The 22,785-nt window shown below is 72.1% G+C and carries 22 protein-coding genes and 7 tRNA genes; 17 read left to right on the top strand and 12 right to left on the bottom strand.

Annotated elements, in window-relative coordinates; translation table 11 throughout:
* Nucleotides 1-18: 18 nt before the first annotated feature.
* On the bottom strand, nt 19-1,056 hold the full coding sequence (locus ACFOYX_RS14795) for a M36 family metallopeptidase (protein WP_322438936.1): 1,038 nt from the start codon (nt 1,054-1,056) through the stop codon (nt 19-21).
* Between the two features lie 115 nt (nt 1,057-1,171).
* Between ACFOYX_RS14795 and ACFOYX_RS14790 the strand changes: the two genes are divergently transcribed.
* Entirely contained in the window at nt 1,172-1,678 is a 507-nt protein-coding gene (locus tag ACFOYX_RS14790) for a DinB family protein (RefSeq protein ID WP_109802922.1), read from the top strand.
* Here ACFOYX_RS14790 and ACFOYX_RS14785 read toward each other — a convergent pair.
* Complete coding sequence (locus tag ACFOYX_RS14785; protein ID WP_322438935.1) at nt 1,675-2,487, bottom strand: alpha/beta hydrolase family protein; 813 nt, start codon at nt 2,485-2,487, stop codon at nt 1,675-1,677. The two genes, ACFOYX_RS14790 and ACFOYX_RS14785, sit on opposite strands and share 4 nt — an antisense overlap.
* A gap of 281 nt (nt 2,488-2,768) precedes the next feature.
* Here ACFOYX_RS14785 and ACFOYX_RS14780 point away from each other — a divergent pair, with 281 nt between their 5' ends.
* The 3 genes from ACFOYX_RS14780 (at nt 2,769) to ACFOYX_RS14770 (ending at nt 5,927) form a co-directional block, all read left to right on the top strand.
* Complete coding sequence (locus ACFOYX_RS14780) at nt 2,769-3,164, top strand: hypothetical protein (RefSeq protein ID WP_109802920.1); 396 nt, start codon at nt 2,769-2,771, stop codon at nt 3,162-3,164.
* A gap of 111 nt (nt 3,165-3,275) precedes the next feature.
* Nucleotides 3,276-3,689: a VOC family protein gene (locus ACFOYX_RS14775; RefSeq protein ID WP_109802919.1), complete on the top strand. Its 414-nt coding sequence runs from the start codon at nt 3,276-3,278 to the stop codon at nt 3,687-3,689.
* A gap of 228 nt (nt 3,690-3,917) precedes the next feature.
* Entirely contained in the window at nt 3,918-5,927 is a 2,010-nt protein-coding gene (locus ACFOYX_RS14770) for a translation factor GTPase family protein (RefSeq protein ID WP_322438934.1), read from the top strand.
* A 23-nt stretch (nt 5,928-5,950) separates the two neighbouring features.
* Here ACFOYX_RS14770 and ACFOYX_RS14765 read toward each other — a convergent pair whose 3' ends face one another.
* A complete protein-coding gene (locus ACFOYX_RS14765) occupies nt 5,951-6,598 on the bottom strand; it encodes a phosphatase PAP2 family protein (protein ID WP_109802917.1) in 648 nt (215 codons plus the stop codon).
* Nucleotides 6,599-6,681: 83 nt separating this feature from the next.
* On the opposite strand from ACFOYX_RS14765, the gene ACFOYX_RS14760 reads away from it, so the two are divergent.
* Both ACFOYX_RS14760 and ACFOYX_RS14755 read left to right on the top strand, forming a co-directional pair.
* Nucleotides 6,682-7,053, top strand: a complete 372-nt coding sequence (locus ACFOYX_RS14760; protein ID WP_109802916.1) for a BlaI/MecI/CopY family transcriptional regulator — start codon at nt 6,682-6,684, stop codon at nt 7,051-7,053.
* A complete protein-coding gene (locus ACFOYX_RS14755) occupies nt 7,050-7,967 on the top strand; it encodes a M56 family metallopeptidase (RefSeq protein ID WP_109802915.1) in 918 nt (305 codons plus the stop codon). Before ACFOYX_RS14760 ends, ACFOYX_RS14755 begins: the two co-directional genes overlap by 4 nt.
* On the opposite strand, the gene ACFOYX_RS14750 is transcribed toward ACFOYX_RS14755, so the two are convergent.
* Nucleotides 7,949-8,299, bottom strand: coding sequence for a DUF6058 family natural product biosynthesis protein (locus tag ACFOYX_RS14750; protein ID WP_369292966.1), 351 nt, complete (start codon nt 8,297-8,299; stop codon nt 7,949-7,951). The two genes, ACFOYX_RS14755 and ACFOYX_RS14750, sit on opposite strands and share 19 nt — an antisense overlap.
* On the opposite strand from ACFOYX_RS14750, the gene ACFOYX_RS14745 reads away from it, so the two are divergent.
* The 11 genes from ACFOYX_RS14745 to ACFOYX_RS14695 all read left to right on the top strand — a co-directional run bounded on the left by ACFOYX_RS14745 (nt 8,182) and on the right by ACFOYX_RS14695 (nt 13,166).
* Nucleotides 8,182-8,643, top strand: a complete 462-nt coding sequence (locus tag ACFOYX_RS14745; protein ID WP_201749738.1) for a hypothetical protein — start codon at nt 8,182-8,184, stop codon at nt 8,641-8,643. The two genes, ACFOYX_RS14750 and ACFOYX_RS14745, sit on opposite strands and share 118 nt — an antisense overlap.
* Nucleotides 8,556-9,593 carry a zinc ribbon domain-containing protein gene (locus tag ACFOYX_RS14740; protein WP_377534030.1) on the top strand — a complete coding sequence of 346 codons (1,038 nt, stop codon included), beginning with the start codon at nt 8,556-8,558 and terminating at the stop codon, nt 9,591-9,593. Before ACFOYX_RS14745 ends, ACFOYX_RS14740 begins: the two co-directional genes overlap by 88 nt.
* A 335-nt stretch (nt 9,594-9,928) precedes the next feature.
* A tRNA-OTHER gene (locus tag ACFOYX_RS14735) sits at nt 9,929-10,005 on the top strand.
* Between the two features lie 135 nt (nt 10,006-10,140).
* Nucleotides 10,141-10,213: transfer RNA gene (locus ACFOYX_RS14730), tRNA-Glu, on the top strand.
* Between the two features lie 25 nt (nt 10,214-10,238).
* A tRNA-Gly gene (locus tag ACFOYX_RS14725) sits at nt 10,239-10,312 on the top strand.
* Between the two features lie 29 nt (nt 10,313-10,341).
* On the top strand, nt 10,342-11,541 hold the full coding sequence (locus ACFOYX_RS14720; protein WP_322438933.1) for an RtcB family protein: 1,200 nt from the start codon (nt 10,342-10,344) through the stop codon (nt 11,539-11,541).
* A gap of 34 nt (nt 11,542-11,575) precedes the next feature.
* Nucleotides 11,576-11,648 (top strand) — tRNA-Arg (locus ACFOYX_RS14715).
* A gap of 33 nt (nt 11,649-11,681) precedes the next feature.
* Nucleotides 11,682-11,753 (top strand) — tRNA-Gln (locus ACFOYX_RS14710).
* 5 nt (nt 11,754-11,758) lie between these two features.
* Nucleotides 11,759-11,832 (top strand) — tRNA-Leu (locus ACFOYX_RS14705).
* Between the two features lie 14 nt (nt 11,833-11,846).
* A tRNA-Leu gene (locus tag ACFOYX_RS14700) sits at nt 11,847-11,921 on the top strand.
* A 462-nt stretch (nt 11,922-12,383) separates the two neighbouring features.
* Complete coding sequence (locus ACFOYX_RS14695) at nt 12,384-13,166, top strand: family 16 glycosylhydrolase (RefSeq protein WP_161557887.1); 783 nt, start codon at nt 12,384-12,386, stop codon at nt 13,164-13,166.
* Between the two features lie 45 nt (nt 13,167-13,211).
* Here ACFOYX_RS14695 and ACFOYX_RS14690 read toward each other — a convergent pair whose 3' ends face one another.
* The 8 genes from ACFOYX_RS14690 to ACFOYX_RS14655 are packed head-to-tail and all read right to left on the bottom strand — an operon-like array spanning nt 13,212 to nt 22,782.
* Complete coding sequence (locus tag ACFOYX_RS14690; protein WP_109802911.1) at nt 13,212-13,544, bottom strand: hypothetical protein; 333 nt, start codon at nt 13,542-13,544, stop codon at nt 13,212-13,214.
* 23 nt (nt 13,545-13,567) lie between these two features.
* Nucleotides 13,568-15,421, bottom strand: coding sequence for a hypothetical protein (locus ACFOYX_RS14685; RefSeq protein WP_238454108.1), 1,854 nt, complete (start codon nt 15,419-15,421; stop codon nt 13,568-13,570).
* Nucleotides 15,418-16,818 carry an oligosaccharide flippase family protein gene (locus ACFOYX_RS14680; protein WP_322438932.1) on the bottom strand — a complete coding sequence of 467 codons (1,401 nt, stop codon included), beginning with the start codon at nt 16,816-16,818 and terminating at the stop codon, nt 15,418-15,420. The genes ACFOYX_RS14685 and ACFOYX_RS14680 overlap by 4 nt, the downstream gene beginning before the upstream one ends.
* Complete coding sequence (locus ACFOYX_RS14675) at nt 16,815-17,678, bottom strand: polysaccharide deacetylase family protein (protein WP_322438931.1); 864 nt, start codon at nt 17,676-17,678, stop codon at nt 16,815-16,817. The genes ACFOYX_RS14680 and ACFOYX_RS14675 overlap by 4 nt, the downstream gene beginning before the upstream one ends.
* A complete protein-coding gene (locus ACFOYX_RS14670; protein ID WP_322438930.1) occupies nt 17,675-20,050 on the bottom strand; it encodes a glycosyltransferase in 2,376 nt (791 codons plus the stop codon). Before ACFOYX_RS14670 ends, ACFOYX_RS14675 begins: the two co-directional genes overlap by 4 nt.
* A complete protein-coding gene (locus ACFOYX_RS14665) occupies nt 19,995-21,038 on the bottom strand; it encodes an aminoglycoside phosphotransferase family protein (RefSeq protein WP_322438929.1) in 1,044 nt (347 codons plus the stop codon). Before ACFOYX_RS14665 ends, ACFOYX_RS14670 begins: the two co-directional genes overlap by 56 nt.
* On the bottom strand, nt 21,035-22,336 hold the full coding sequence (locus ACFOYX_RS14660) for a nucleotidyltransferase family protein (RefSeq protein WP_109802905.1): 1,302 nt from the start codon (nt 22,334-22,336) through the stop codon (nt 21,035-21,037). Before ACFOYX_RS14660 ends, ACFOYX_RS14665 begins: the two co-directional genes overlap by 4 nt.
* Nucleotides 22,333-22,782: a hypothetical protein gene (locus ACFOYX_RS14655; RefSeq protein WP_322438928.1), complete on the bottom strand. Its 450-nt coding sequence runs from the start codon at nt 22,780-22,782 to the stop codon at nt 22,333-22,335. Before ACFOYX_RS14655 ends, ACFOYX_RS14660 begins: the two co-directional genes overlap by 4 nt.
* Between the last annotated feature and the right edge of the window lie 3 nt (nt 22,783-22,785).

Raw genomic sequence — 22,785 nt, 5'->3', positions numbered from 1 at the left:
GGCCGGGACGGCGCCCGGTCAGAGGATGCCGCGGGCGACGAACGCCGCCCGGGTCGCCGACGCGGCGGCCGACCCGTAGAGCCGCTGCGCGGCGGCGACCGTGGCCAGCGCCGCGTCCCGGAACGAGGTGTCCGCGGCGAAGTCGAACTGCGCCTCCACGATCAGCGTGGTGGCCGTGCGGTCGCCCAGCGCGGTGCGGATGTCCCACAGCGCGCGGGACCAGATCTCGCCGTCGGCGTGCACCTCGCCCCGCATGTCCTGCGGGTAGACCTTGGTGCCGTCGAGTCGGCGCAGGCAGTGCGGGGCGGTACGGGTGTAGGAGACCGAGTCCCAGTCGGCCACGCAGGCCTCCGGGGTCCTCGTCGGCGTGCCGGTCGCCCAGCTGGTCACCACGACCGCCAGGTAGTCGCCGAACGCCTCGCCGATGGAGCCGGACTCGAGGTTCGTACCGAAGCCGGGCACCTGCCCGTCCTGCACCGAGTGGCCGTACTCGTGGACGATCACCTCGGCGTCCTCGGCGTCGTCCACGCCGCCCTTGCCCAGGGTGATGTTGGCCTTGTCCTCGCGGAAGAACGAGTTGTCGCCGCCGTACTGGTCGATGCGCAGCTCGATCTGCCGCTGGTTGACCGGCCGCAGCGTGCTGCCGAAGCCGAGCGACTGCAGGTACGCCTGGGCGGTGTTCACCCAGTGGTAGCCCATGACCTGCTCGAACTGGTCGGCGTCGCGGTGCCACCCCGGATACCCGCCGTCGACGGCCCGGGCCGGCGTGCCGGTCTTGCTCTTCACCGCGACGTACTTCCCGGTGAGGGTGCCGGAACCGTCCAGGTTGGTCAGCAGCACCGACCGGTACGCGCCGGCCAGCGCCGGGTAGTCGGCGTCCTTCGCGTCGGTCAGGCCCTGGTCGCCGAGCTGCTGCACCGGGTTCGGGGCGAAGACCGTGGCGGTGGCGCTGTGCCCGTACGGGTCGCCGGCGGCCTGGACGGTCGTGCCGCCGGCGACCAGCGCCGCGGTGACCACCGAGGCGACCAGCGCGGAACGTCTGATGTGGGGGTGCATCAACATGATCCCTTCAGCGGTGGATCGATCCGCTGAGACTAGGCTCCCCGGCGAACCCTGCCAAGCCTCGACGGGCAGGCCAGCAGCCCTCCCGTCGTCCCAGGAAGGACCCCTCGTGGAGACCGAACGGATCGGCCCGCCCCTGCTGGCGGGGGAGCGCGAGACGCTGCGCGTCTTCCTCGACTTCCACCGGGCCACGCTGGCCCTCAAGTGCGCGGGCCTCAGCGACGAGGAGCTGCGCCGGCAGTCCTCCCCGCCCTCGACGCTGTCGCTGCTCGGGCTGGTCCGGCACATGGCAGAGGTGGAGCGTGCCTGGTTCCGCCGCGTGATCAACGCCGAGGACGTCCCGCTGGTCTGGTCGGAGAGCGGCGACTACCAGGAGGCGTACGACGCGACCGGGGCCAGCCGGTCCGAGGCGTTCGAGGCCTGGCAGCGGGAGGTCGAGCACGCCCGCCGCATCGAGCGGGAGGCGGAGTCGCTGGACGTGACCGGCCACCAGGTCCGCTGGGGTGAGGACGTGTCGCTGCGGCTGGTGATGCTGCACATGATGCACGAGTACGCCCGGCACAACGGGCACGCCGACTTCCTCCGCGAGGCGATCGACGGCACCGTCGGCGTCTAGCCCTCCGGCGCCGGACGTTCAGCGGCCGGCGGCCGGTCGCGCCGCAGTGGCAGCCAGGCCAGCACGTCCTGGATCTTCGCGTCCCAGTACGCCCAGTCGTGCGCGCCGGGGGAGAAGTCCACGGTGAGCGGCACCCCGCGCCGCCGGGCCGTCTCGACGAAGCGGGTGTTGTCCTCGTACAGGAAGTCCTCGGTGCCGCAGGCGACGTAGAGCGCGGGCAGGTCGTCGCCGGCGCGCTCCAGCAGCGCGACCGTGTCGTCGTCGGTGCCGGGCACCTGCCGGTCGTCCCAGACGGTGTGCCAGACCGCCGGGTCCACCGGCCTGGTCGGGTGCTCCCGCCGCTCGGCCACGTCGAGCGCGCCGGAGAGGCTGGCCGCCGCCGCGAACCGCCCCGGCTCGCGCAGCGCCCACTTCACCGCCCCGTAGCCGCCCATCGACAGCCCGGCGACGAAGGTGTCCTCCCGTCGGTCGGAGAGCCGGAAGAACGATCGGCACACCTCGGGCAGTTCGGCGCTGAGGAAGGTCCAGTACCGGTTGCCGTGCTTCTCGTCGGTGTAGAAGCTGCGGTCGGCGTTCGGCATCACCACGGCCAGCCCGAGCGGCGCGACGTACCGCTCGATCGAGGTGCGGCGGGTCCAGATCGTGTCGTCGTCGGTCAGGCCGTGCAGCAGGTAGAGCACGGGCGGGTCGCCCGCGGCGGCGTTGCCGGCCATGCCGATCCCGGACGAGGTCCGCTCCGGCAGGAGCACCGTCATCGAGGTGCCCATGCCCAGCGCTTCGGAGAAGAAGTCACACCGTACGAGGGCCATGCCCGCCGATGCTAGGCGAGCCGGCCCGGGGCCGCTCCCGCCGGCCGGTCAGAGCGCGTACCGGAGCTGCCGCAGATCGACCGCGACGGCGCTCGTGGCGTCCGTGGCCGCGACCAGGGCCGGCGTCCAGGTGTCAACGGCGTTCCGCCCCATTCGCGGATGAATCGACCGTTCCTATTGCCCTGGCCGTCCAGGAGGGACAGGATGGCCACACGCGCGCCGGAAACCTCCGCGAAACCTGCGCGCTGCTGGTCTCTGTCACGAGGAAGTGGGAGTCAGTCATGAGCGACGTGTCGACGGCGCTGGGTGTGCGCCTCTACCCCGACCTGGTCGAACGGGGCGGGCTGGCGTCCGGGCTCGGCGCGACGGCCGCTCAGCACCAGCTCGACGTCGGCCGCGTGTCCGCCCCCGAGCAGGGTCGCAGCCGCTTCACCTGCGCCGAGCTGACCTCCGAACGGGGCACCGTCTGCGTCGGACTGGGCTCCCAGGCCCGATACTTCATGATCGACATCAGGGTGGCGGGGGAGGTCCAGGCCCGGGGCGACTGCACCGACCTGGTCCAGGTCGTCCAGGTGGCCGCCGCCTGGCGGGCCGGCGCGACCCTCGCCGACCTCACCACGCGCTTCCCCTTCATGGAGCGGGTCACGGTCCGCCCCACGGTCGGCCAGGCCCAGTAGCGGCCGCAGCGGGCCGGCCTCGCGGGCGAGCCTGCGTGGGCGGCCCGCGAAAAGAGTCGGACCCCGGTCGTAGCGTGCGGTCAAGCGCGCCGACGACGAGAGGGACCGATCATGCTGCGAGGACTCGCCACCGTCAGCTTCTGGGCCGACGACCTGCCGGCCGCCCGCGCCTGGTACGCCGACCTGCTCGCCCTCGAGCCCTACTTCGAACGGTCCGGCCCGGACGGGAGCCCCGCCTACTACGAGTTCCGCCTGGGTGACCACCAGGACGAGCTGGGCCTGATCGACCGGCGCTTCGCGCCGCCCGGCGCGGCCGACCGGCCCGGCGGGGCGATCGTCTACTGGCACGTCGACGACGTGACCGCCGCCTTCGACCGCCTGCTGGCCGCCGGGGCCGCGGTGCACGACCCGCCGCGCGAACGGGGCCACGGCTTCGTCACCGCCTCGGTCGTCGACCCGTTCGGCAACGTGCTCGGCGTGATGACCAACCCGCACCACGTCCAGACGCACGGGCTGGCGAAATAACGACAATCAGCGGGCCCCTCCGCCGGCGCATCCCAGCGCCGAATCCCCCGCCGCAACGGCCCCCGCACCGCGCCAACCGCCCACCCGGACGGGTTAATCGGTTGCCGGCCCCGGGGCCGGCTGCTGCAATCCGACCAGGAAAGACCGAGCAGAGGAGCCAGGCAATGCGCGCAGCGTCCATGTCCCACCAGAAGGGAATCACCACCTACCCAGAGGACATGACGCTGCGTGAAGACGTTGAACTTGGGAATCCTGGCACATGTCGACGCCGGTAAGACGAGCCTGACGGAGCGGCTGCTGCACAGCGCCGGCGTCATCGACGAGCTCGGCAGCGTCGACGACGGCAGCACCCGCACCGACGCGATGGAGCTGGAACGGCAGCGCGGCATCACCATCCGTTCCGCCGTGGTCTCCTTCGTCGTCGACGGGGTCACCGTCAACCTCATCGACACCCCCGGCCACCCGGACTTCATCGCCGAGGTCGAGCGGGTGCTCGGCGTGCTCGACGGCGCGGTGTTGGTCGTCTCCGCGGTCGAGGGCGTCCAGGCCCAGACCCGGGTGCTGATGCGGACGCTGCAACGGCTGCGCATCCCCACCCTGATCTTCGTCAACAAGGTCGACCGGGCCGGCGCCGACCCGGAGCGGGTGCTGCGCCAGATCGCCGAGAAGCTGACGCCGGACGTGGTCGCGACCGTACGGGTCGAGGACCGCGGCACCCCGGCCGCCCGCACCATCCCGCGCGGGCCCGACGAGCCCGCGTTCACCGACCGGCTCGTCGACCTGCTCTCCGCGCACGACGACGCGCTGCTCGCCGCGTACGTCGAGGACGAGCGCGCGGTGACCGGGCACCGGCTGCGCCGGGCGCTCGCCGTGCAGACCCGCCGGGCGCGGGTACACCCGGTCTTCGCCGGCTCGGCGATCACCGGGGCCGGCGTCGAGCCGCTCATCGCCGGCCTCGTCGAGCTGCTGCCGGCGGCGGAGGGCGACGAGGCCGCCCCGCTGTGCGGCACGGTCTTCAAGGTCGAGCGCGGACCGGCCGGCGAGAAGATCGCGTACGCCCGGATCTTCACCGGCGCCCTGCGGGTCCGCGACCGGGTCCCGTTCCGGCGGGACGCGGCGGCCAAGGTCACCGCGATCAGTGTCTTCGAGGCCGGTACCGCCCTGCCGGCCCCCGCGGTGGGCGCCGGCCGGATCGCCCGGGTGTGGGGTCTGGCCGACGTCCGGGTCGGCGACTTCCTCGGTACGCCGCCCGCCCGGCCGGCCGGCCGCCACCACTTCTCCCCGCCGACCCTGGAGACCGTGGTGGTGCCGTGCCGCGCCGCCGAGCGGGCGGCCCTGCACTCGGCCCTTGCCCAGCTCGCCGAGCAGGACCCGCTGATCAACCTGCGGCAGGACGACATCCGGCAGGAGATCGCCGTGTCGCTCTACGGCGAGGTGCAGAAGGAGGTCATCCAGGCCACCCTCGCCGACGAGTACGGCGTGCGGGTCGACTTCCGGGAGACCACCACCGTCTGCGTGGAACGCCCGGTCGGGGTCGGCGCCGCCGTGGAGTGGATCGGCAGGGAGCCGAACCCGTTCCTCGCCACCGTGGGGCTGCGGATCGAACCGGGCCCCCTCGACAGCGGGGTGGAGTTCCGCCTCGGCATCGAACTCGGCTCGATGCCGCTGGCCTTCCTCAAGGCCATCGAGGAGACGGTCCGGGAGACCCTGCGTCAGGGCCTGCGCGGCTGGGCGGTGATCGACTGCGTGGTCACCCTGACCCACGGCGGGTACTGGGCCCGGCAGAGCCACTCGCACGGGGTGTTCGACAAGAGCATGTCCAGCACCGCCGGGGACTTCCGCAACCTGACCCCGCTGGTCCTGATGGACGCCCTCACCCGGGCCGGCACCCGGGTGCACGAGCCGATGCACCGGTTCCGCCTGGACGTGCCGGCGGATCTGTTCGGCGCGGTGCTGCCGGTGCTCGCCGGGCTCGGTGCGGTGCCCCGCGGCTCCACGCTGCGCGGCTCGTCGTACCCGGTGGAGGGAGAGGTGCCGGCCGGCCGGGTGCACGCCCTGGAGCAGCGCCTGCCGTCGCTGACCCGGGGCGAGGGGATGCTGGAGTCGGAGTTCGACCACTACCGGCCGGTGCGTGGGCCGGTGCCGAGCCGGCCGCGCTGGGACCACAACCCGCTCAACCGCAAGGACTACCTGCTGGCGGTGGCGCGCCGGGTCACCGGAGCGGTCCAGGACGGGTGACCGCCGTACTGCGGCCCTGGCGGTCACCGGCCGGTGTCCTCCGGCGGGGTCCGTTCCCGGCCGGCGGCGGCGACGACCGGACCGGGCGGCGTCGGGGGCTCGGCGGTGACCAGCGGGCGCAACGCGGTACGACCCGTCGCGGTGACCAGCCGGGTGGTGAACGGGCGGGCGAGCAGCACGACGAGGACCGCGACCACGGCGCCGAGGAGCAGGCCGACGAGGACATCGTGCGGGTAGTGCGCGGCGATGTAGATCCGGGAGAAGCCCATCGCCAGCGCGGCGACCGCGGTGACCAGGCCGAGTCGTCGGGACACGAACCACAGCGCGGCGGCCGCGGCGCCCGCCATCACCGAGTGGTCGGAGGGGAACGAGAAATCGGTGCTGCGGGTGGCGAGCACGAGGATGTCCGGGTGGCTGGTGTAGGGGCGGGCCTCGTGGAACGCCGACACGAACGGCTGGTTCACGGCCACCGCCAGCAGGGTCGCCACCGGGGCGAGGACGGCCGCCGCCACCCGGTCCGCCTCGCTCGTGCGCCGGGCGTACCACCAGCCGGCCAGCATGATGGCGGCGAAGAGCACCACGCCGAATGCCGCGTAGCCAGTCACCGCGGCATGCAGCCAGGGGGTGGCCACCGCGAACCGGTTGACCTCGTCGAACAGCCCGACGTCCATCCCGCTCCCCGTCGTCGAGTGACACCTACAATGTTTGTAGGTCAGAGCTTACTACTACAAGATTTGTAGTTGATGGGGGACGGGTGGAGAGCAGACGCCGCCGGCACGGCGACCTGGAACACGAGATCCTGGCGGCGCTCGCCGCCGCGGACGCGCCGCTCACCCCGGCGACGGTCCGGGAGCGCCTCGACGCCGGGCTGGCCTACAACACCGTCACCACGGTGCTGGCCCGCCTGCACGGCAAGGGGCGGGTCACCCGCCACCCGGCCGGGCGCGCCTACGCCTACCAGGCGGTACGCGACCGTGCCCAGGTGACCGCCCACCAGATGCGTCGGCTGCTCGACGACGACGACACCGACCGCTCGGCCGTCCTGACCCGCTTCGTCGGCTCGCTCACGCCGGAGGACGAGGCGCTGCTGGTCACCCTGCTCCAACGGACCGAGCCGGACTCATGATCGTCGCCCTGGGGGTGGTGCTGGCGTCCGCCGTCGCCTACGCCTGCTGCGGCCCATGGCTGAGCCGTACCCTCCGACCCGCCCTCGCCGTGCGGCTCCTCGCGCCGACAGGCCTCCTCGTCACCTCGGCGCTCTGGTTCGCCGCCGCGGTCGTCGCCGCCACCTGGATCGGCCAGGACGCCGAGATCGCCGCGGCCGGCGCCTGGTCGGTCCAGGCGCTGCGGTCGCAGGCTCCCGTGCCCTGGCCGGTCTCGGCCGCCGCCCTGCTCGCCCTCGCCGCCGCGGCCGCCCGCACCGCCGTCTTCCTCATCCGCCGGACCCGGGCGATGCGCGCCGCGCACCGCGACTGCGGCCGACTCGGCGAACCCGGCTCCCTCGTGGTGCTCGACACCGACACTCCTGACGCCTTCACCACCCCCGAGGCCACCGGCCGCATCGTGGTCACCCGCGGCATGCTGCGCGCCCTCGCCCCCGACGAACGCGCCGCACTGCTCGCCCACGAGGGATCTCACCTGTCCCACCGGCACGCCTGGTGGATCACCGCGGTCGACCTGGCCGCCACGGCCAACCCGTCACTCGCCCCCACCGCCCGGACGCTGCGCAACGCCGTCGAACGGTGGGCCGACGAGGACGCCGCCGCCCGACTCGGGGACCGCCGGCTGGTCGCCCGCGCCCTGGCCCGGGCCGCCCTGGCCCGACGGCGCCACCCCGGCGACCTCCTGACCGCCGCGACCGGGGGCGACGTCCCGAATCGGGTACGGGCCCTGCTCGACCCGCCCACCCCGCGACGTGGCCCGGCCGTCGCCGTGCTCGCCCTGGTCCTCGCCGCGCTGACCCTGGGCGCCGCGACCGTCCAGCACCAGGGCGAACGCGTCTTCGAACGCGCGGAGCTCGCTCACTCGCAGCGCGGGTAGCGGGCCCGCACCGCGTCGACGCAGCTGTCCCGGGAGGTCGGTCCCCCGAAGCGGAGCCGGTCGTACCCGGTGAACGCCGGCTCCAGCGCGTCCAGCTCGTCGACCAGCGCGTGCAGCCGCGCCGACCGACCGCCGACCCGGCGTCCGGCTCGTCCGGTTGGACATGCATGGTCACCTGCCGGCGGACCTGTGTGAGTTGGAGGGTCCGCCGGCCGTGGCGCGGCAGGTGAGCCTGGCTGCGGCCGATCGGCAACAGGTCGTCGTCGACCGGGTCGACGGCCGTATGGTGCGGGTGTGGGCGCAGCTCCCGATGTGCCCGGCGCCGGCCGCATACCGCGACTGGGTGTGGCATGCCTTCGACGTGGTGCTGCCGGCGACCGTGCCCGCCGGGGTGAAAGTGTGCACGCCGACGCTGCGGCCCGGCGACGGCAAAGTTCGCGTTGACCTGCCCTGCCAGACCCCGCACACCCCGCCGCCGGTGGACGGCCACACGCGTGCCCTGGGTGTCGACTGGGGGGTGAACACCCTGCTGACCGCCACCGTGGCCGACCTCGACCGGGACGGCTCCGTTGTCGTGCAGGGCGCCCGTTGCGGTTCGACGCGACCGGTGTGTCGGCGAAACTGGTGCGGCTACGCCGCCACCGCGAACACCTCAAAACCAAAGCCGACCATCTGACGCGGCTGCGTGACGGCCGGCCCACCCACAACCCTGCCGCAGCGGCATTGAATGCGAAGGTTACCCTCCTAGAGGCTGAGCATTCGGCGGTGTGCGCCCGGATCCGGCATCTCAACAACGCTCTTGCCTGGTCGGCGGCGCGGTGGCTGGTCGACCACGCGACCGCGGTCGGCGCCACCGCCATCTACGTCGAGGACCTCGCCACACTCGAGGCGCATGGCCGGTCACGCAGCCTCAACCGGCGACTGTCTGGTGCGGTGCGCGGCACGGTGTTCACCGCCATCGCCCACCTTGCCGCGAAAGCAGGCATCGCCGTGGTCACTGTCCCGGCGCGTGGCACATCATCGGGCTGTCCCCGCTGCGGGGCTGTGGTCAAACACGTCAAAACACCGCAGGGGCGCGTGGCCGGGTACCGGTGGGCCACCTGCTCGTGTGGCCTGTCACTGGACCGTGACCACGCCGCGTCGCAGCGGATCGCCGCCCGGGGCCTCGCCAACCAGCCCAAAACCCGCCGCGGCCGTAACGGCAACACCGCGATCCGGACCGCCACCGACACACCGGTCCGTCACCGGACGCGTCGACCAACCCGAGCCGCCACGATCAGGCCGGTGCGGGACCGACGCAAGACGGTACCTACCCCGAGGCAGGTCCGACCTGCAGCGGTCAAGACTTCACGCCTGCTGCCCTTGCGACGGCAGGTTCCCGCCCCGGCAGAACCCCCACCGGGAACTGCCGGCAAGCGTCCGGCGGGACGGACACCCCAGGAGACCCAGCCGTCAGGGCGGGTTCGCCAGGTGCCGTACACGGTTCCCACCACCGCTCCGCGACACCCACACCGGGTTCGCGGGGCCGTCCTCGGCCGCGGCTTCCACCGCCACGTGCACGCCACCCCGATCATCAACCGGGACGGAAGTACCGGCAGGGAGTCTGGCTCGCTGAGGATCACATAGGAAACCAGAGACGCTACGGCCGCGATCCTTCGGCGCCTACCGAACCATCCGCACGAATATCCATTGCGGTGTCCCGAGGGGCCGCCTACCTTCATGGGGCAACGTCAACCGGATCAACCCAGGGAGTACGCCGTGACGCAGCATCTGCGCACCGAAGCCCCGCGGCCCATGCCGCGCGGTGGTGCCTCGCTGCCCACCGGCGAGCGAGGCCTGGGTCGCTGCCGGCAGCAGCGGTGGCAATCGGGGTGGCGGCGCTACTAGCGCCAGCGCGACACGCGCAGCCGCCCGCCCCCGCTCAGGGACCGGGCGGCTTTTTCGTCACCCCACTCCCGCCCAGGGGCGTAGCTCAACCCGGTAGAGCACCGGATTCCCAAAAATCCGACGGTTGCAGGTTCGAATCCTGTCGCCCCTGCTCGAATGTCCCGGCCCCGGCCGGCGACGTCGCTCCTTCTCAACTCCACAGTGGATGGCATGAGCACAACCGCGGCCGACGCCCCGACGCGTCGGCCGGGGCGACACATCCGGGGCGGGTTTCCTACCGTCCCACGGGCCGTTGGAGCAATTGGCAGCTCACCCGGTTCTCAGCCGGGCGGTTACGGGTTCGAGTCCCGTACGGCCTACGTCCGTCCCGCCCGGGACGACCACGCGGTTGTAGCGCAGTCAGGTAGCGCGTCACCTCGCCATGGTGAAGATCGCCGGTTCGAATCCGGCCAGCCGCTCGAACACCCCCCGACACGAGGAGACGACGATGGGTTTCACCCCGCTGGCCGGCACCCGGGCGCCGGTACGGGTCTGGACCGACCCGTACGGCATCGAGCCGCAGGCCGCGCAGCAGCTGCGCAACATCGGCGCACTGCCCTGGGTGCAGGGCGTCGCCGTCATGCCGGACGTGCACTTCGGCAAGGGCGCCACCGTCGGATCGGTCATCGCGATGCGGCAGGCCGTCTCGCCGGCCGCGGTCGGCGTCGACATCGGCTGCGGCATGTCCGCCGTGCGGACCTCGCTCACCGCGGCCGACCTGCCCGACGACCTCGCCCCGCTGCGTTCGGCCATCGAGGCGACCATCCCGGTCGGGTTCGCCAAGCGCGACGACCCGGTCGACCCGCGCCGGGTCCGGGGCCTGGCAAACGCCGGCTGGGACGCGTTCTGGCGGCGCTTCGGTGAGCTGGACCGGAAGGTCGCGCAGCTGGAGCACCGGGCCCAGCACCAGCTGGGCACCCTCGGTGGCGGCAACCACTTCATCGAGGTCTGCGTCGAGCAGGGCGGCCCGGACGACGGGCAGGTCTGGCTGATGCTGCACTCCGGTTCCCGCAACATCGGCAAGGAGTTGGCCGAGCGGCACATGGCGGTGGCCCGCGGGCTGCCGCACAACGTCGACCTGCCCGACCGGGACCTCGCGGTGTTCCTCGCCGGCACGCCGGAGATGGACGCCTACCGCCGGGACCTCTTCTGGGCCCAGGAGTACGCCCGGCGCAACCGGGAGGTCATGCTCGCCCTGCTCTGCGGCGTGGTCCGGGACCAGTTCCCGCACGTCTCGTACGGCGAGCCGATCTCTTGTCACCACAACTATGTGGCCGAGGAGACGTACGACGGCGTGGACGTGCTGGTGACCCGGAAGGGCGCCATCCGCGCCGGCCGGGGGGACCTGGGCATCATCCCGGGGTCGATGGGCACCGGCTCGTACATCGTGCGCGGCAAGGGCAACCCGGACGCGTACTGCTCGGCCTCGCACGGGGCCGGGCGGCGGATGTCGCGGGGGCAGGCGAAGCGGACGTACAGCACCGCGGACCTGGTCCGGCAGACCGCCGGCGTCGAGTGCCGCAAGGACGCCGGGGTGGTCGACGAGATCCCCGGCGCGTACAAGGACATCACCAAGGTGATGGCGCAGCAGGACGACCTGGTCGAGGTGGTCGCGCACCTCAAGCAGGTGGTCTGCGTGAAGGGTTAGACCGACCGGCGCCCGAGGGGGGCGCCGGTCGTACGCCCCGGTGGCTCAGCGGAAAGAGCGCCGCTCTACGGAAGCGGAGAGCCCAGGTTCGAATCCTGGTCGGGGCACGGTCCGCATCCGCGACGGCGGAGCGGAACCTTTGCGAGCTGGTGCAGTCGGCAGCACACCCGTCTCTGGAACGGGAGAGGGAAGTTCGAGTCTTCCGCTCGCAGCACGAGCCCTCGTGGCCCAACTGGCAGAGGCGGCGGCATGAGGTGTCGCAGGTTGCGCGTTCGAATCGCGCCGAGGGTACGCAGTGTGTTCACCCCCGGGTAGCCCAACTGGCAGGAGGCACGGTTTTCAGGAAGCCGACAGTGTGCGTTCGAATCGCACCCCGGGTACGCGAATGGCGCGGTGGACGAAGTGGGAGAGTCGCCCGACGGCCGGGGGGCCAGGGCCCGGGCGAGCCACGGGTCGAGTTGCGAGCCACGCGGCTCGCACCGTTGCGGCGGCGCGACGGGTCGCCCGGGCGACGTCAGCTCAGGTCGCGGAACCGCTGGAGGATGATGATGACGAACGCGACGAGCAGCGGCGCGGCGACCATGTCGAGGATCCGGAGCAGGGCCCAGACTCGGCGAGTTGAGATCGTGGATCCGCTGGAGAAGGATGATGGCGAACGCGAAGAGCAGGCGGTAACCGATAAGTGAACAGAAGGTCGGGCATGCCACGTTTATCCTGGCCAAGTGACGTCTTTCCGCAGGACCCGCGTAGCAGTCTGGCACAAGAGGCAGCCGCGTGATCACGAAGCGGTGAAGTCACCTCCTCCATTGCTGCGGTTTAGGCGCCGGTTTATCGCCATGGGAATGGCACTGTTCGTCGTCGCTGTCGGGTTGGGGCCACAGTCCTCCTGCGGTCCTGCCGAACCTATAGAGCAGAGCTCTAGTCAGCCGCTCGCCGACGGCTTCGAGGGTGAGTCGCTAGACTCCGACTCCTGGGGCACCTGCCACTGGTGGGGATGCACCATCGCCTCGAACAAAGAGCTTCAGTGGTACGAGCCGGCGCAGGTGACGGTGGCGGACGGGGTCCTGTACCTCACCGCGGAGGCGGTTCCCGTCGAAAGCCCCGACGGCGAACGGTTCCAGTACCGGTCCGGGATGATCAGCTCCGGTCCTTCGGAGCGGCGGGGCGAGCCGCGGTTCGCGTTCACCTACGGCGCGGTCGAGGCTCGACTTCGGGTGCCGGCCGGGAAGGGCCTCTGGTCCGCGCTCTGGATGCTCCCCGCCTTCCGTGACTCCCGACCCGAAATCGACATCGTCGAAGTGCTGGGCAGCAATACGCGGAAGAGCTATCAGTCACTCCACCGACGGGATCGGAAGAGCGAGCCCCTCGCACACACGGAGCGAAACGCCGACCTCGCGGACGGCTGGCATGTCTACCGGTTGGAGTGGCTGCCGGGGAAGCTGCGTTGGTATCTCGACGGAAAACTGATCTTCACGGTCAAGGGCGACGAGGTGCCCGACGAGCCTATGTACGTCGTGGCCAATCTGGCGGTGGGCGGTCGGTGGCCCGGCTCTCCGAACAACTCGACGCAATTCCCCGCGTCGCTAGCCATCGACTACATCCAGATCAGGCCAGCCCTTCGCTGATGGCTCTCTGCCGGCGCATGTGCTTGCTGGCGCCACGACCGCAGATCAGACCGACCTGGACGCGCCCGCGGGTGAGTTGTCGTTGCCCCTGCGGGGGAGTGTGACGCCGAGGACAGCGACAGCCGCCAGGACAAGGAATCCTCGCTCGACGGACCAGAGCCGCAGCAGGGCCATGCCCTCGCCGACGACGACCAGGAGACAGAGGCTGATTGTGATGGCGATCGACAAGGTATCTGCGGCGTCGGCGAGACGGAGCCGCGATGCCCAACCCAGTCCGGGCACCACCACGGCGAAGGCCAGCACCACCGGGAGTCGTGCCGGGCTGGTGGCTCCGAAGACCACGAACGCGGTCGTGAGCGCCGTCGCGACGACGACCACGAAAGACAGTGCTAGACGTCGCATCATCTGCCGTTCCCGTTCTCTGCCAGGGTGAAGACCACGGCGTCGCCCGTGTCTACGACGATCCGGAAGCGAGGTGACGCCCGGAGCGCCTGTTCGACCCGGTCAAGGGAGCCCGCCGGCATGGGCCCGATCAGGTCGTTGGCGACCTTCTGGCCCCTCGTTATCAGGATGTAGTTCGGCTTGTCGGATGTTCCGGCGGCAAGCCACCGGGACAGCCTCTCCGCCGGGTCGGCCAGCACCCGATCCCGGCTCTCCGGCGGCTCATTGGCTATCGAGAGATGGGTGAGCTTCTCGTAGTTCCGGAACCGCTGGGGAAAGTTGCGCGAACCGACGACGATGAGGGAGTTCGGTTCCGCGTTCTGGTACAACCACGCAGTCGTTCTCACCTCTGCCGGCGTGAAGTAGTTCTGCGTGTCCTTGCCGAAGTAGGCCAGCAGAAATCCGGGCAGCAATGCCACGGTGAGGAGACCGCCCAGCACCACCCGGCGAGTCCGCGCCCGGTCGGTTGCGTCGGGATAGACCGCCAGTGCGGCGAAGTAGGCCATGAACGGGCCGGTGAACAGGATGACCCGGAAGAGCACCTCACCGCCGTATTCGGTGACGGCGAGCAGCAGCATCGGACTGAGCAGCAGCAGCAGGGCGGCCGAGTCGAGCCGGCGCCGCCGCCTCGCCCGGTAGATGCCGATCGCGGCCACGGCCAGCCCCACCGCTGTGATGAAGCGCCCGGCGTAGCTCACCAGCACCTGGCCGTCACGGACGTCCGCCGACTTTTCGAGCGTGTCGACGCCGTTCTGCACCGGCTCGCCGATGTTCAGACCGCTGAGGTTGTCGATCGTGTAGCCGCGGGCCACGACAAGGGCCCACCCGACTGTCAGCCCCACGGCCAGCACGGGGACGTACCAGCCTCGCGCTCTGCGGAAACCGAAGACCGTGAGCAGCCCGAGCACCATCATGAGCGGGGTTATCTGATGGCTTGAGGCGATCACTCCCATGATGAGGACCATGACCGGCAGAGCCGCCCGCACTCTCATAGCGGCCGCGAGAGGTGCGACCACCTCCACTACGTCGGCTCGCCGGCGTCGGAAGGCACGCAGAACCAGCCCCATCAGGACCAGATAGAGCGGGAACGCCAGGCCCTGCGGCGAGAAGTAGTCCAGGCCCAACCAGGACGTCAGGAAGAACAGCCAGAGCCCCAGCCAGACCACCCGGCGATCGTCGGTCATCGAGCGCATCAGGAAGCGGGCCGCCAGCAGGTTGAACAGGTTGAACGCCAACTGCGTCCACGTCGCCAAGGGCAGTAGATATGACCGGTCCGCCATGTCCGTGAGCAGGGCGGTCCCGGCGAAGAATCCGGGCCAGCTGTGGTACACCGGCAGATTGGAGATCGTCGTGTCGACACTCCCCGTCCGCAGGATGTAGTCGATGATCCCGATGTGCTTCCACGCCCAGGCGTATCGAAGCGTCCCGAACAGAGCGGCCGGGGTCGCGTGGATGAAGCCGATGAACGCCACCAGGTGCACGGCGAGGAGCCACTCGGCGGCTGAACGTCGCAGCGCACGAAAGAACCCGACGGCGAGAACGACCAGGGCTGCGATCATCGGCACCGTGAAGAGCGAGACCAGACCGATGTCCGTCATGGCGCGGGGGTCGACGTTCCGGAGGCCGATGATCCACAGTGTTATGGCGAGAAGCACGGTGGCGAGGGCCTGGACGGCAAACCCCCATCGGGGGCCGATCCCCGTGCTGAAAGCCTGCCCGGCGGAGCCAACACCGGAGCCGGCGGACGACAGCTGACCGAGGTCCTCCAGCTCACCGCGTGGCTTTGTGGACACCAGGTTAGGAAACTTTGTCATCGACGCCTCCAGAGACCAGTCGTGACGTGGGCGCCGGCCTCTTCGACCCCGTCGCCCGCAACGCCCCGCAGCAGCCGCACCATCGACGGCAGAACGGCGGCCGCCACCACGAGCTGTCCGGCGAGGTACGCGACGCCGACCCCGGTCACCCCGATCTCGGCCATCGCGACCAGCGACAGCGATACGACCAGGGCGCTCGCGGACGCGTGCACCGCGATGATCCGACCGACCCTGCGCCGGACCCGGGACACCGCGACGAAGACGATCAGCAGAAGCTTGGGCAGCACCGCGACGGCGGAGAGCCGCAGGACGTCCGCGCCGCTCGACGCGTAGTCGCGGCCGAAGAGGGTCAGCAGCAGCGGCGCCGACACGCAGAGCAGGACGACCGCCGGTACGAGGAGGAGCAGCCCGCGCCGCAGCACCTGCCGCACGTACGCCGGAAGCCGCGACTCATCGGCGGAGGCCTCCACGGTCAGCGAGGTGCCGAAGTGGTACGCCACCATCTCCAGGGAGCCGCCCAGCAGCCAGGCGACGTAGAAGACGCCGTTGGCCTCGGCGCCCAGCCGCGCGGTCACGATCAGCGGGAGGGCGTTCGTGCCGGCCTGCAGGAAGAGGTACCCGACGTAGTCGAGCGCCACGAACCTGGCGAGCACCCCGCGATCCGGCAGCGCGACCGCCGTACCCCGCTCCCGCAGGCGGGGCAGCAGCCGGCGGAAGACCAGCACGTTGACGGGGATGAGCGCGACGACGACCGCCAGGTTCCAGGAAAGGAAGATGCCCAGGCTGGGCAGGGCGCCGGCGAGCAGCACCAGCAGCGCGATCTTGAGGATGCCGAAGGCGGTGTTCTCGACCGGGACCCACACCACACCGCGCAGGGCGGTGAGGACGCTGTCCTGCAGGGTGAAGATGCACCAGCCGGCTACGGAGAGGATGAACGCCACCGCGAGCAGGGGAGTGCGGTTCAGGAAGTCGAACCGGCCGGCAACCAGGGGAGCGAGCAGCAGGAAACCGGCACTGAGGGCGAGCGCCGCGAGGCAGCTGCCCCCGTACGCGTAGGCGACCAGCCGGCCGCCCCGCTCCGCCGCCCTCGGCAGGAAGCGGGCGAGCGCACCGTTCAGATTGAGCTGGGAGAGGTTGCTCAGGAACGACATCGTCGACACCATCGCCGCGCCGATGCCCAACTCGGCCGGGGAGTACAGGCGCGCCGCCAGAGCCCAGTACACGATGCCGAGCAGCGAGCTCACCGCCGTGTTGAGCATCAGCGCGTAGACGTTGCTGTTCAGCGGATCGCGCAGGTGTTGGCGCAGCCGTACGCCGATCGGCGCGGTGACCGTGCCGACGCCGGCAGCCGCCGGACCGACCGACGCGTCCGCGGTTCCGGCACGTGGGGCGCTCATCGGGTCACCTCTCCTTCCCGCCCGCGGTGCTTCCTTCCCGCCGTCACGAGGTCGGCTGGCTCAGTCGCGGGCGCGCGGCGTGCAAGCAGGTGTCGGGCCCGCCGGTACGCCCGCCAACCCCGGGTGCGCCACCGCTCGCCCCGCCAGGCCAGCGGCCAGCCGGTGCCGTCGAGCAGGGCCGTGATCCCGGCGACGCCGGTTTTCCGCTCGATCAGCACCCGGGCGATGGCGAAGACGTCATCGTCCGGGTGGCTCAGCGCGTTCTTGACTCCGCAGGCGGACGAGTAGCCGGCCGCGCGCACCGCGGTCCGCACGGCGATGCTGTGGTAGCCGTACGGATAGGCCAACGACCGGACCGACGTCCCCGTTCCGTCCTCCAGCACCTGTCGGCTCCCCACGACCTCCTGATGCAGCTCGGACGGGCGTAGACAGTCGAGCGCGCGGTGGCTCCGGCTGTGCGACCCGATTTCCACCCCGTGCGAGTGCAGCTCGCGGAGCTGGTCCCAGTCGAGCGACGGATCCCCGTCCGAGGGCGGTGCCACGCCCACCCGCGCCGCGATGACGTACGCGGTCGCCATGAGCCCGTGCCTGCGCAGCACCGGCAGCGCGACCTCGGCGAGGTCGGGGAAGCCGTCGTCGAAGGTGATCAGCACCGGTCGCGGCGGCAACGGGGCCAGCCCGCGCAGCACGGCCGCGTAGCCGCTCGCCGTCATCGGCGTGCGCCCGCGCTCCCGGATCAGCGCCATCTGCTCGTCGAAGTCGCCCGGCGACACCGCCCAGCGCAGCGTGCCGTCGCGGCGCACGTCGCCGACGCTGTGGTAGCAGAGGACGGGGACGACGGTCTTCGGTGCGCGGTTCATGTGCGGCTCCGTCCGGATCGGGCCGCGGCGGCGGCGTAGTAGGCCGGTCCGAGCGCCAGCCCGCAGAGCTCGAGGGCGGTCAGCGAGGCGGGGTAGCCCTCCTGCTTGCGGCCGTTCCTCGCCGACCCGGGCCGCAGTGCGTAGGCGACGCCGCCGGGCAGCCGACCGAGCAGCTCCCGTCGGGCGGTGGGATCGGCCGCCAGGCACTTCGTGATGACGGCGCCCAGCCCGACCCCGTACCGGAACATCGTCCGGCGCAGCGCCCGCAGCTCACGGCGGTGCGTGTGCCACACGACGGCCCCCGGCTCGTACGTCAACACGTGGCCGGCCAGTACCGTACGCAGCAGCACGTCGATGTCCTCCCCGGTGCGCAGCCGGGGATCGAACCCGCCCAGCCGGCGCAGGACGTCGGCGCGGAACGCCATGTTGGCGCCGGAGCCGTACGATCCGGGCAGGTACGGGTAGAGCGACGGCGGTGGCTGGTCCACGCGACGCGCGCCCCCCGCGTCGAGCGTTGCGGACCCGGCCCGGTCGAATCGCCGCCGCTGGCAGCCCTTGCCATAACCGCCGTACTGCTCCAGCCAGATCTGCGACGGCGTGTCGAGCTTTCGGGCGAGGACCTGACCGGTCACCCCGGCGACGTCGTCGCCGGTGAAGCCGTCGACGAGGCTGCGCAGCCACCCCCGGTCGAGGGTGACGTCATCGTCGGCGAAGGCCACGATCGCGCCCCGCGCCTCGGCCAGCCCTCGGTTGCGGGCGTGCGCGACGCCGGGTCGCGGTTCGCTGGTGTAGCGGAGCCGGGGATCGTCGGCGGCGCGCGCGGCGACGACCCGCGCGGTGGCGGCGACCTGCGGCGCGTTGTCGACGACGACGATCTCGTAGTGGGGGTAGTCGAGCGCGGCGAGCGAGTCGAGGGTGGACTCGAGGAGCGGCGTGCGTCCGCACGTGGGGACGACCACGCTGACGAACGGGGCGGGTTCCACGACCGCTGGGTGGCAGCGGCAGGAGGCGCCGGCGGCGACCAGGCCGGCCTCCCCGGCCGCGGCGGCATCCAGCGGGTCGAGCGTGGGCAGGCCGTCGTATAGCAGATGCTCGTCGATCGCCGCGGAGAGGCGGGCCCGGATGGCGGCGGAGAGCGCCGGCGCGGTCAGCCCGCCGGCCGGCAGCGCGACGTCGACCAGCCCGAGCGGCTGCCCGTGCAGCCGGACCAGGACCTGCGCCGCGCCGTACCGGGCGCCGTCCGGCCCGCCCGTGTCGGGCACGTCGGGCATTCCCTCGGAGAGCTCGACGGCGAGCACCCGGACCGGCGCCGGACCCGCCCGGCGCCGGGGGACCGGCGTGCCGACCGCCTGAGAGGCGCGCAGGGCCTGGGCCGAGACGTACCCGGCGGCGGTCACCAGCAGGCCGGCGACGATCGCGGCGGACCGCAGCAGTCCGGCGCGATCGCCGTCGCGGACCTGGCGCAGGCCGCGGCGCACCCCGGCCGGGAGGGTACGGCGGGTGTACGCGCGCTCGGTGGCGAGCCCGGCGTCCGCGCCGACCAGCCGGGCGACGACGGCCTTGGACCGCCCCTCGGAGAAGCAGCGCTGCCGAAAGTAGCGCCACGTTGCCCGGTCCACGGTGACCCGGTGCCGGACCCGGGCCGCGGGCTCGTGGAGCACCACGCCGTCCGGTTCGAGCTGCCGGATACGGATGCACAGCTCCGTTTCCTCGCAGCCGACCGGCGTGCGACCGACGCGGCCGAGCGCGGGGTCGAAGCCGGCGGTGCGGTCCAGGACCGACCGGCGGAAGGACATGTTGCAGCCGATGACGTTGCGCACGGGGGTGACCTCGGTGGGCTGGCCGGTGAAGCTGCACCCGACGACCCAGTCGAATTCGGGGGGCAGCCAGCGCGGCCGTTCCTCCTCCCAGGCCGGTACGGCGTGGCCGCCGACCGCGAGCACCCGCCCGTCCCGGTAGTGCGGCAGCAGCCGTGCCAGCCAGTCGGGCTCCGCCTCGGCGTCGTCGTCCAGGAAGGCGACGATCTCGCCGGTCGCCTGGGCCAGCCCGGTGTTGCGGGCCGCCGAGAGGCCGCGCGGGCCGGTGCTCGGCACGACGGTCAGCTCCGGGAAAGTGGCGCGCGCCCGCTCCAGCAGCGCCGGGTTGTGGTCGACGACCACGACGACCTGTGCTGCCGGTACGTCCTGCGCCAGCACGGAGCCGACCGCCCGGATGATCTGCGGCCACCGCTGCTCGGTGTAGACGCAGATGACCACGGTCACGGCCAGGGCCGGGCCGGGCCCCGCCGGCGCCTCCGGACCGAGGACGGCGACCACCTCAGATGTTGACGAGGACGCGCTCGACGTTGCCGCGGATCCAGCGTGGATCGTCATGGTCACCTTCCGAGTCGATGAACAGCAGGATGTGGCGCATCCAGTAGAGGAGCAGCGCCGGTCGTGGCGGGATGCCGTCCAGCCAGTCGGCCGCCTCGCCGGCGGGGACATCGAGCGTCCGGTCGAGGCCGTGCCGCAGCGCGTGGACGACGATCTCGCCGAGTTCGTCGCCGCGGGCGAGCCGGCGGGCGAGGACGTGCAGGTGTAGCAGGTCGTGCAGGGGGAGTTGGCGGGGTGCGGCCCGGTCCCAGTCGACGATCCCGGTCACCTGCCCAGCTGGGGAGGTGGCCAGCAGGTTGCCAGGCCAGAAGTCGCCGTGGATCCAGGAGGTGTGCACGGTGCGGCCGACGAGGGCGACGACGAGTTCCTCCCGCAGCCGCCAGACCGTGTCGAGGAGCCGGCCAGGTCGCGGGTGGGTGGCGACGAACTCCTCCAGCCGCCGGAGTGGGGCGTCCACCCACTCCGCCAGGGCGGCCCGGTCGAGCATGGTCCGTTCCCGGGTGGGCAGGTGGAGGTTGCGGATGACCCGGCTGGCGGACGCGAGCAGCGCGGCGCGCCGGGTACGCCTCAGCATCATCCCGTTCGCCGGAGCGCCGCGCAGCGCCTCCTCCACGCAGTAGTAACGTCCCTCGATCTCTCCCTGTGCCGCGCAGTACGGCAGGAGCTGGCGCAGGCCGGGCAGGCGCGGGTTCGTCCGCAGCACGTCGAGCACCTCGGCCTGGCGCCGCAGCCCGTCGACGGCCTGGTCGGTCCAGGGCACCTTGACCACGTAGCGTCCGTCGGCCCCGCGGCCCCGGACCGTGGCCACCGCGACGGACGTGCTGGTGAAGGCGACGGTCTCGGTCCGCCACCGGGTGTCGTCGGTGGCGGTCGCCCGGGCGACCAGGCGGGGGGCGACGGTGGCGGTCCAGTTTCGTTCGGGCCGGTGCAGCCAGCAGGCGAGCCGGTCCCGCAGGACCGGCTGCGCCCACTGCACCGCGACCTTCACCGGGCCGTCCGCTCGAGGTAGTGCCGCCAGATCCGGCCGAGCGCGTCGGCGAGCACCAGTTCCGGCGCCCGGTCGGCGTCCACGCGTTCCAGGTGGGGAATCCGCCGGCGCAACCGCCGGTACTGCTCTCGTTCCGCCTCGAGATGCTCGGGGTCGTATTCCCCGGAGCGGCGGTACATCACCGACCCAGGAACGTCCAGCAGCAGCACCACGTCGGGTGCCGGGCAGAGCCGGCTCAGCAGCTGGAAGTACGGCCGCTTGAGCCAGACCAGTGGCCCGCGCGGCGGCAGCAGGGCGTCGTAGACGTAGCGGTCGAAGACCACCATCCGGCCCAGCGCCCGGTGGCGCAGCGCCGCCAGGTAGCGGCGCCACACGGTGAACGGGCGCAACAGGATGCGGACGGCCTGCTCGGTGGTGCCGCGCGGCGCCTCGTTCGACTGCCAAAGCCCCATGTAGACGCGGCGCACCGGGAAGTAGAACGTCGACTCGATGCCCTCGGCCAGGGTGGACTTCCCCGATCCGTCGGGGCCGATCAGGGCGACGCTGACACCCCGACGGCTCCACGCCTGCAACGGCCGCTCGATCGCACGCAGGGCGGCCGAGCCGACCACCCGGCGGGCCGCGCTGGCCGGACGGGCCCGCCACCAGGCGGTGAGCAGGTGCCGACGGACGGCCCGCAGCGCCGCCGGGCGACCGGCCCGCCAGTACGCCAGCAGCATCCGGGCCGCCCGGTCCGGCAGCGCCCGGGCGAGTGGACCGTCGAGCGTGGCGTGGTCCTCCAGCTGTCGCAGCCGACGGAGGTGGTGGCCGGCGACGGTGCCCTTGTCGAGCACGCAATGCAGCAGCAGCGCCCAGAACTCGTCCCCGGGCGCGAGCACCCACACGTCGTCCTGACGTGCGCGGCGGCCCAGGCACCGGTCCGCGGCCAGGGTGCGCACCTCGAAGTGACGGCCGTAGGCGAGCTCGGTCACCAGGTCGAGTTCGACCCACGAGTTGGTGGCCGGGTCCAGGCCGAGGAAGAACCGGTGACTGCCCCGGCCGTGACCGGCCAGGCGGGTCAGGCCCTGGGCCTCGATGACGGCCACGGCCCGCGCGAGATCGGCCGGCGCGACCAGGAGGTCCAGGTCTCCGGGGGCGATGAGCGCCTCCGGACCACCGCGCAGCAGGCACCAGCGCACGCCGGCCCCGTCGAGGCCGGCCAGCACCGCCCGGGCGAGCCCGGGCGCGGCCGTTGCCGGTTCCGCCGGCCGTGGCGGTTCCCGGTGGCCCGCCACCACGGTCGTGCCGTCGCCGCTCATCGTGCCTCCGGAAGCGGCGTGGCCGCGGCGGCCGGGCGGAGGCACATGGCCCCCGGTACGGCGGGCGCCGACGACCCGGGGGCGACGGGGAACGTGAACTCGACCGGCGTGTCGGTCCGCAGCGGGACGTATCGCACCTCGTACGGCCCGAGGCGGAGCGGCCGGCCCTGCACCTCCAGGTCGATCCGGTCGTCCTCGGTGTGCACCAGGAGGACACCCTCCCGGCCCCGGACCAGGCCCAGCTCCGGCACCGGCCAGGAGACCGCGTCGGGCCCGGCGCGGTCCGCGAGCACCTGCTGCAACCGGGCGACCGCCTCCGCGTACGCGAGGGGACGGCCCCCGCCGTGGCCATCCGTCGCGCTCCAGAGCGCGGGTCCGTGCGTCTCGTCGGTGTCGCCCTGGGGTTCCCAGATCAACGCCGGCCAGCGAGGCGGTGTACGGCTCATGCA

The organism is Micromonospora sp. GCM10011541 (genome assembly GCF_042650725.1).
GTDB lineage: Bacteria > Actinomycetota > Actinomycetes > Mycobacteriales > Micromonosporaceae > Micromonospora > Micromonospora sicca.
Note: the sequence above shows the minus strand (reverse complement) of the source record. Positions and strands in the feature narration are given on the sequence as shown.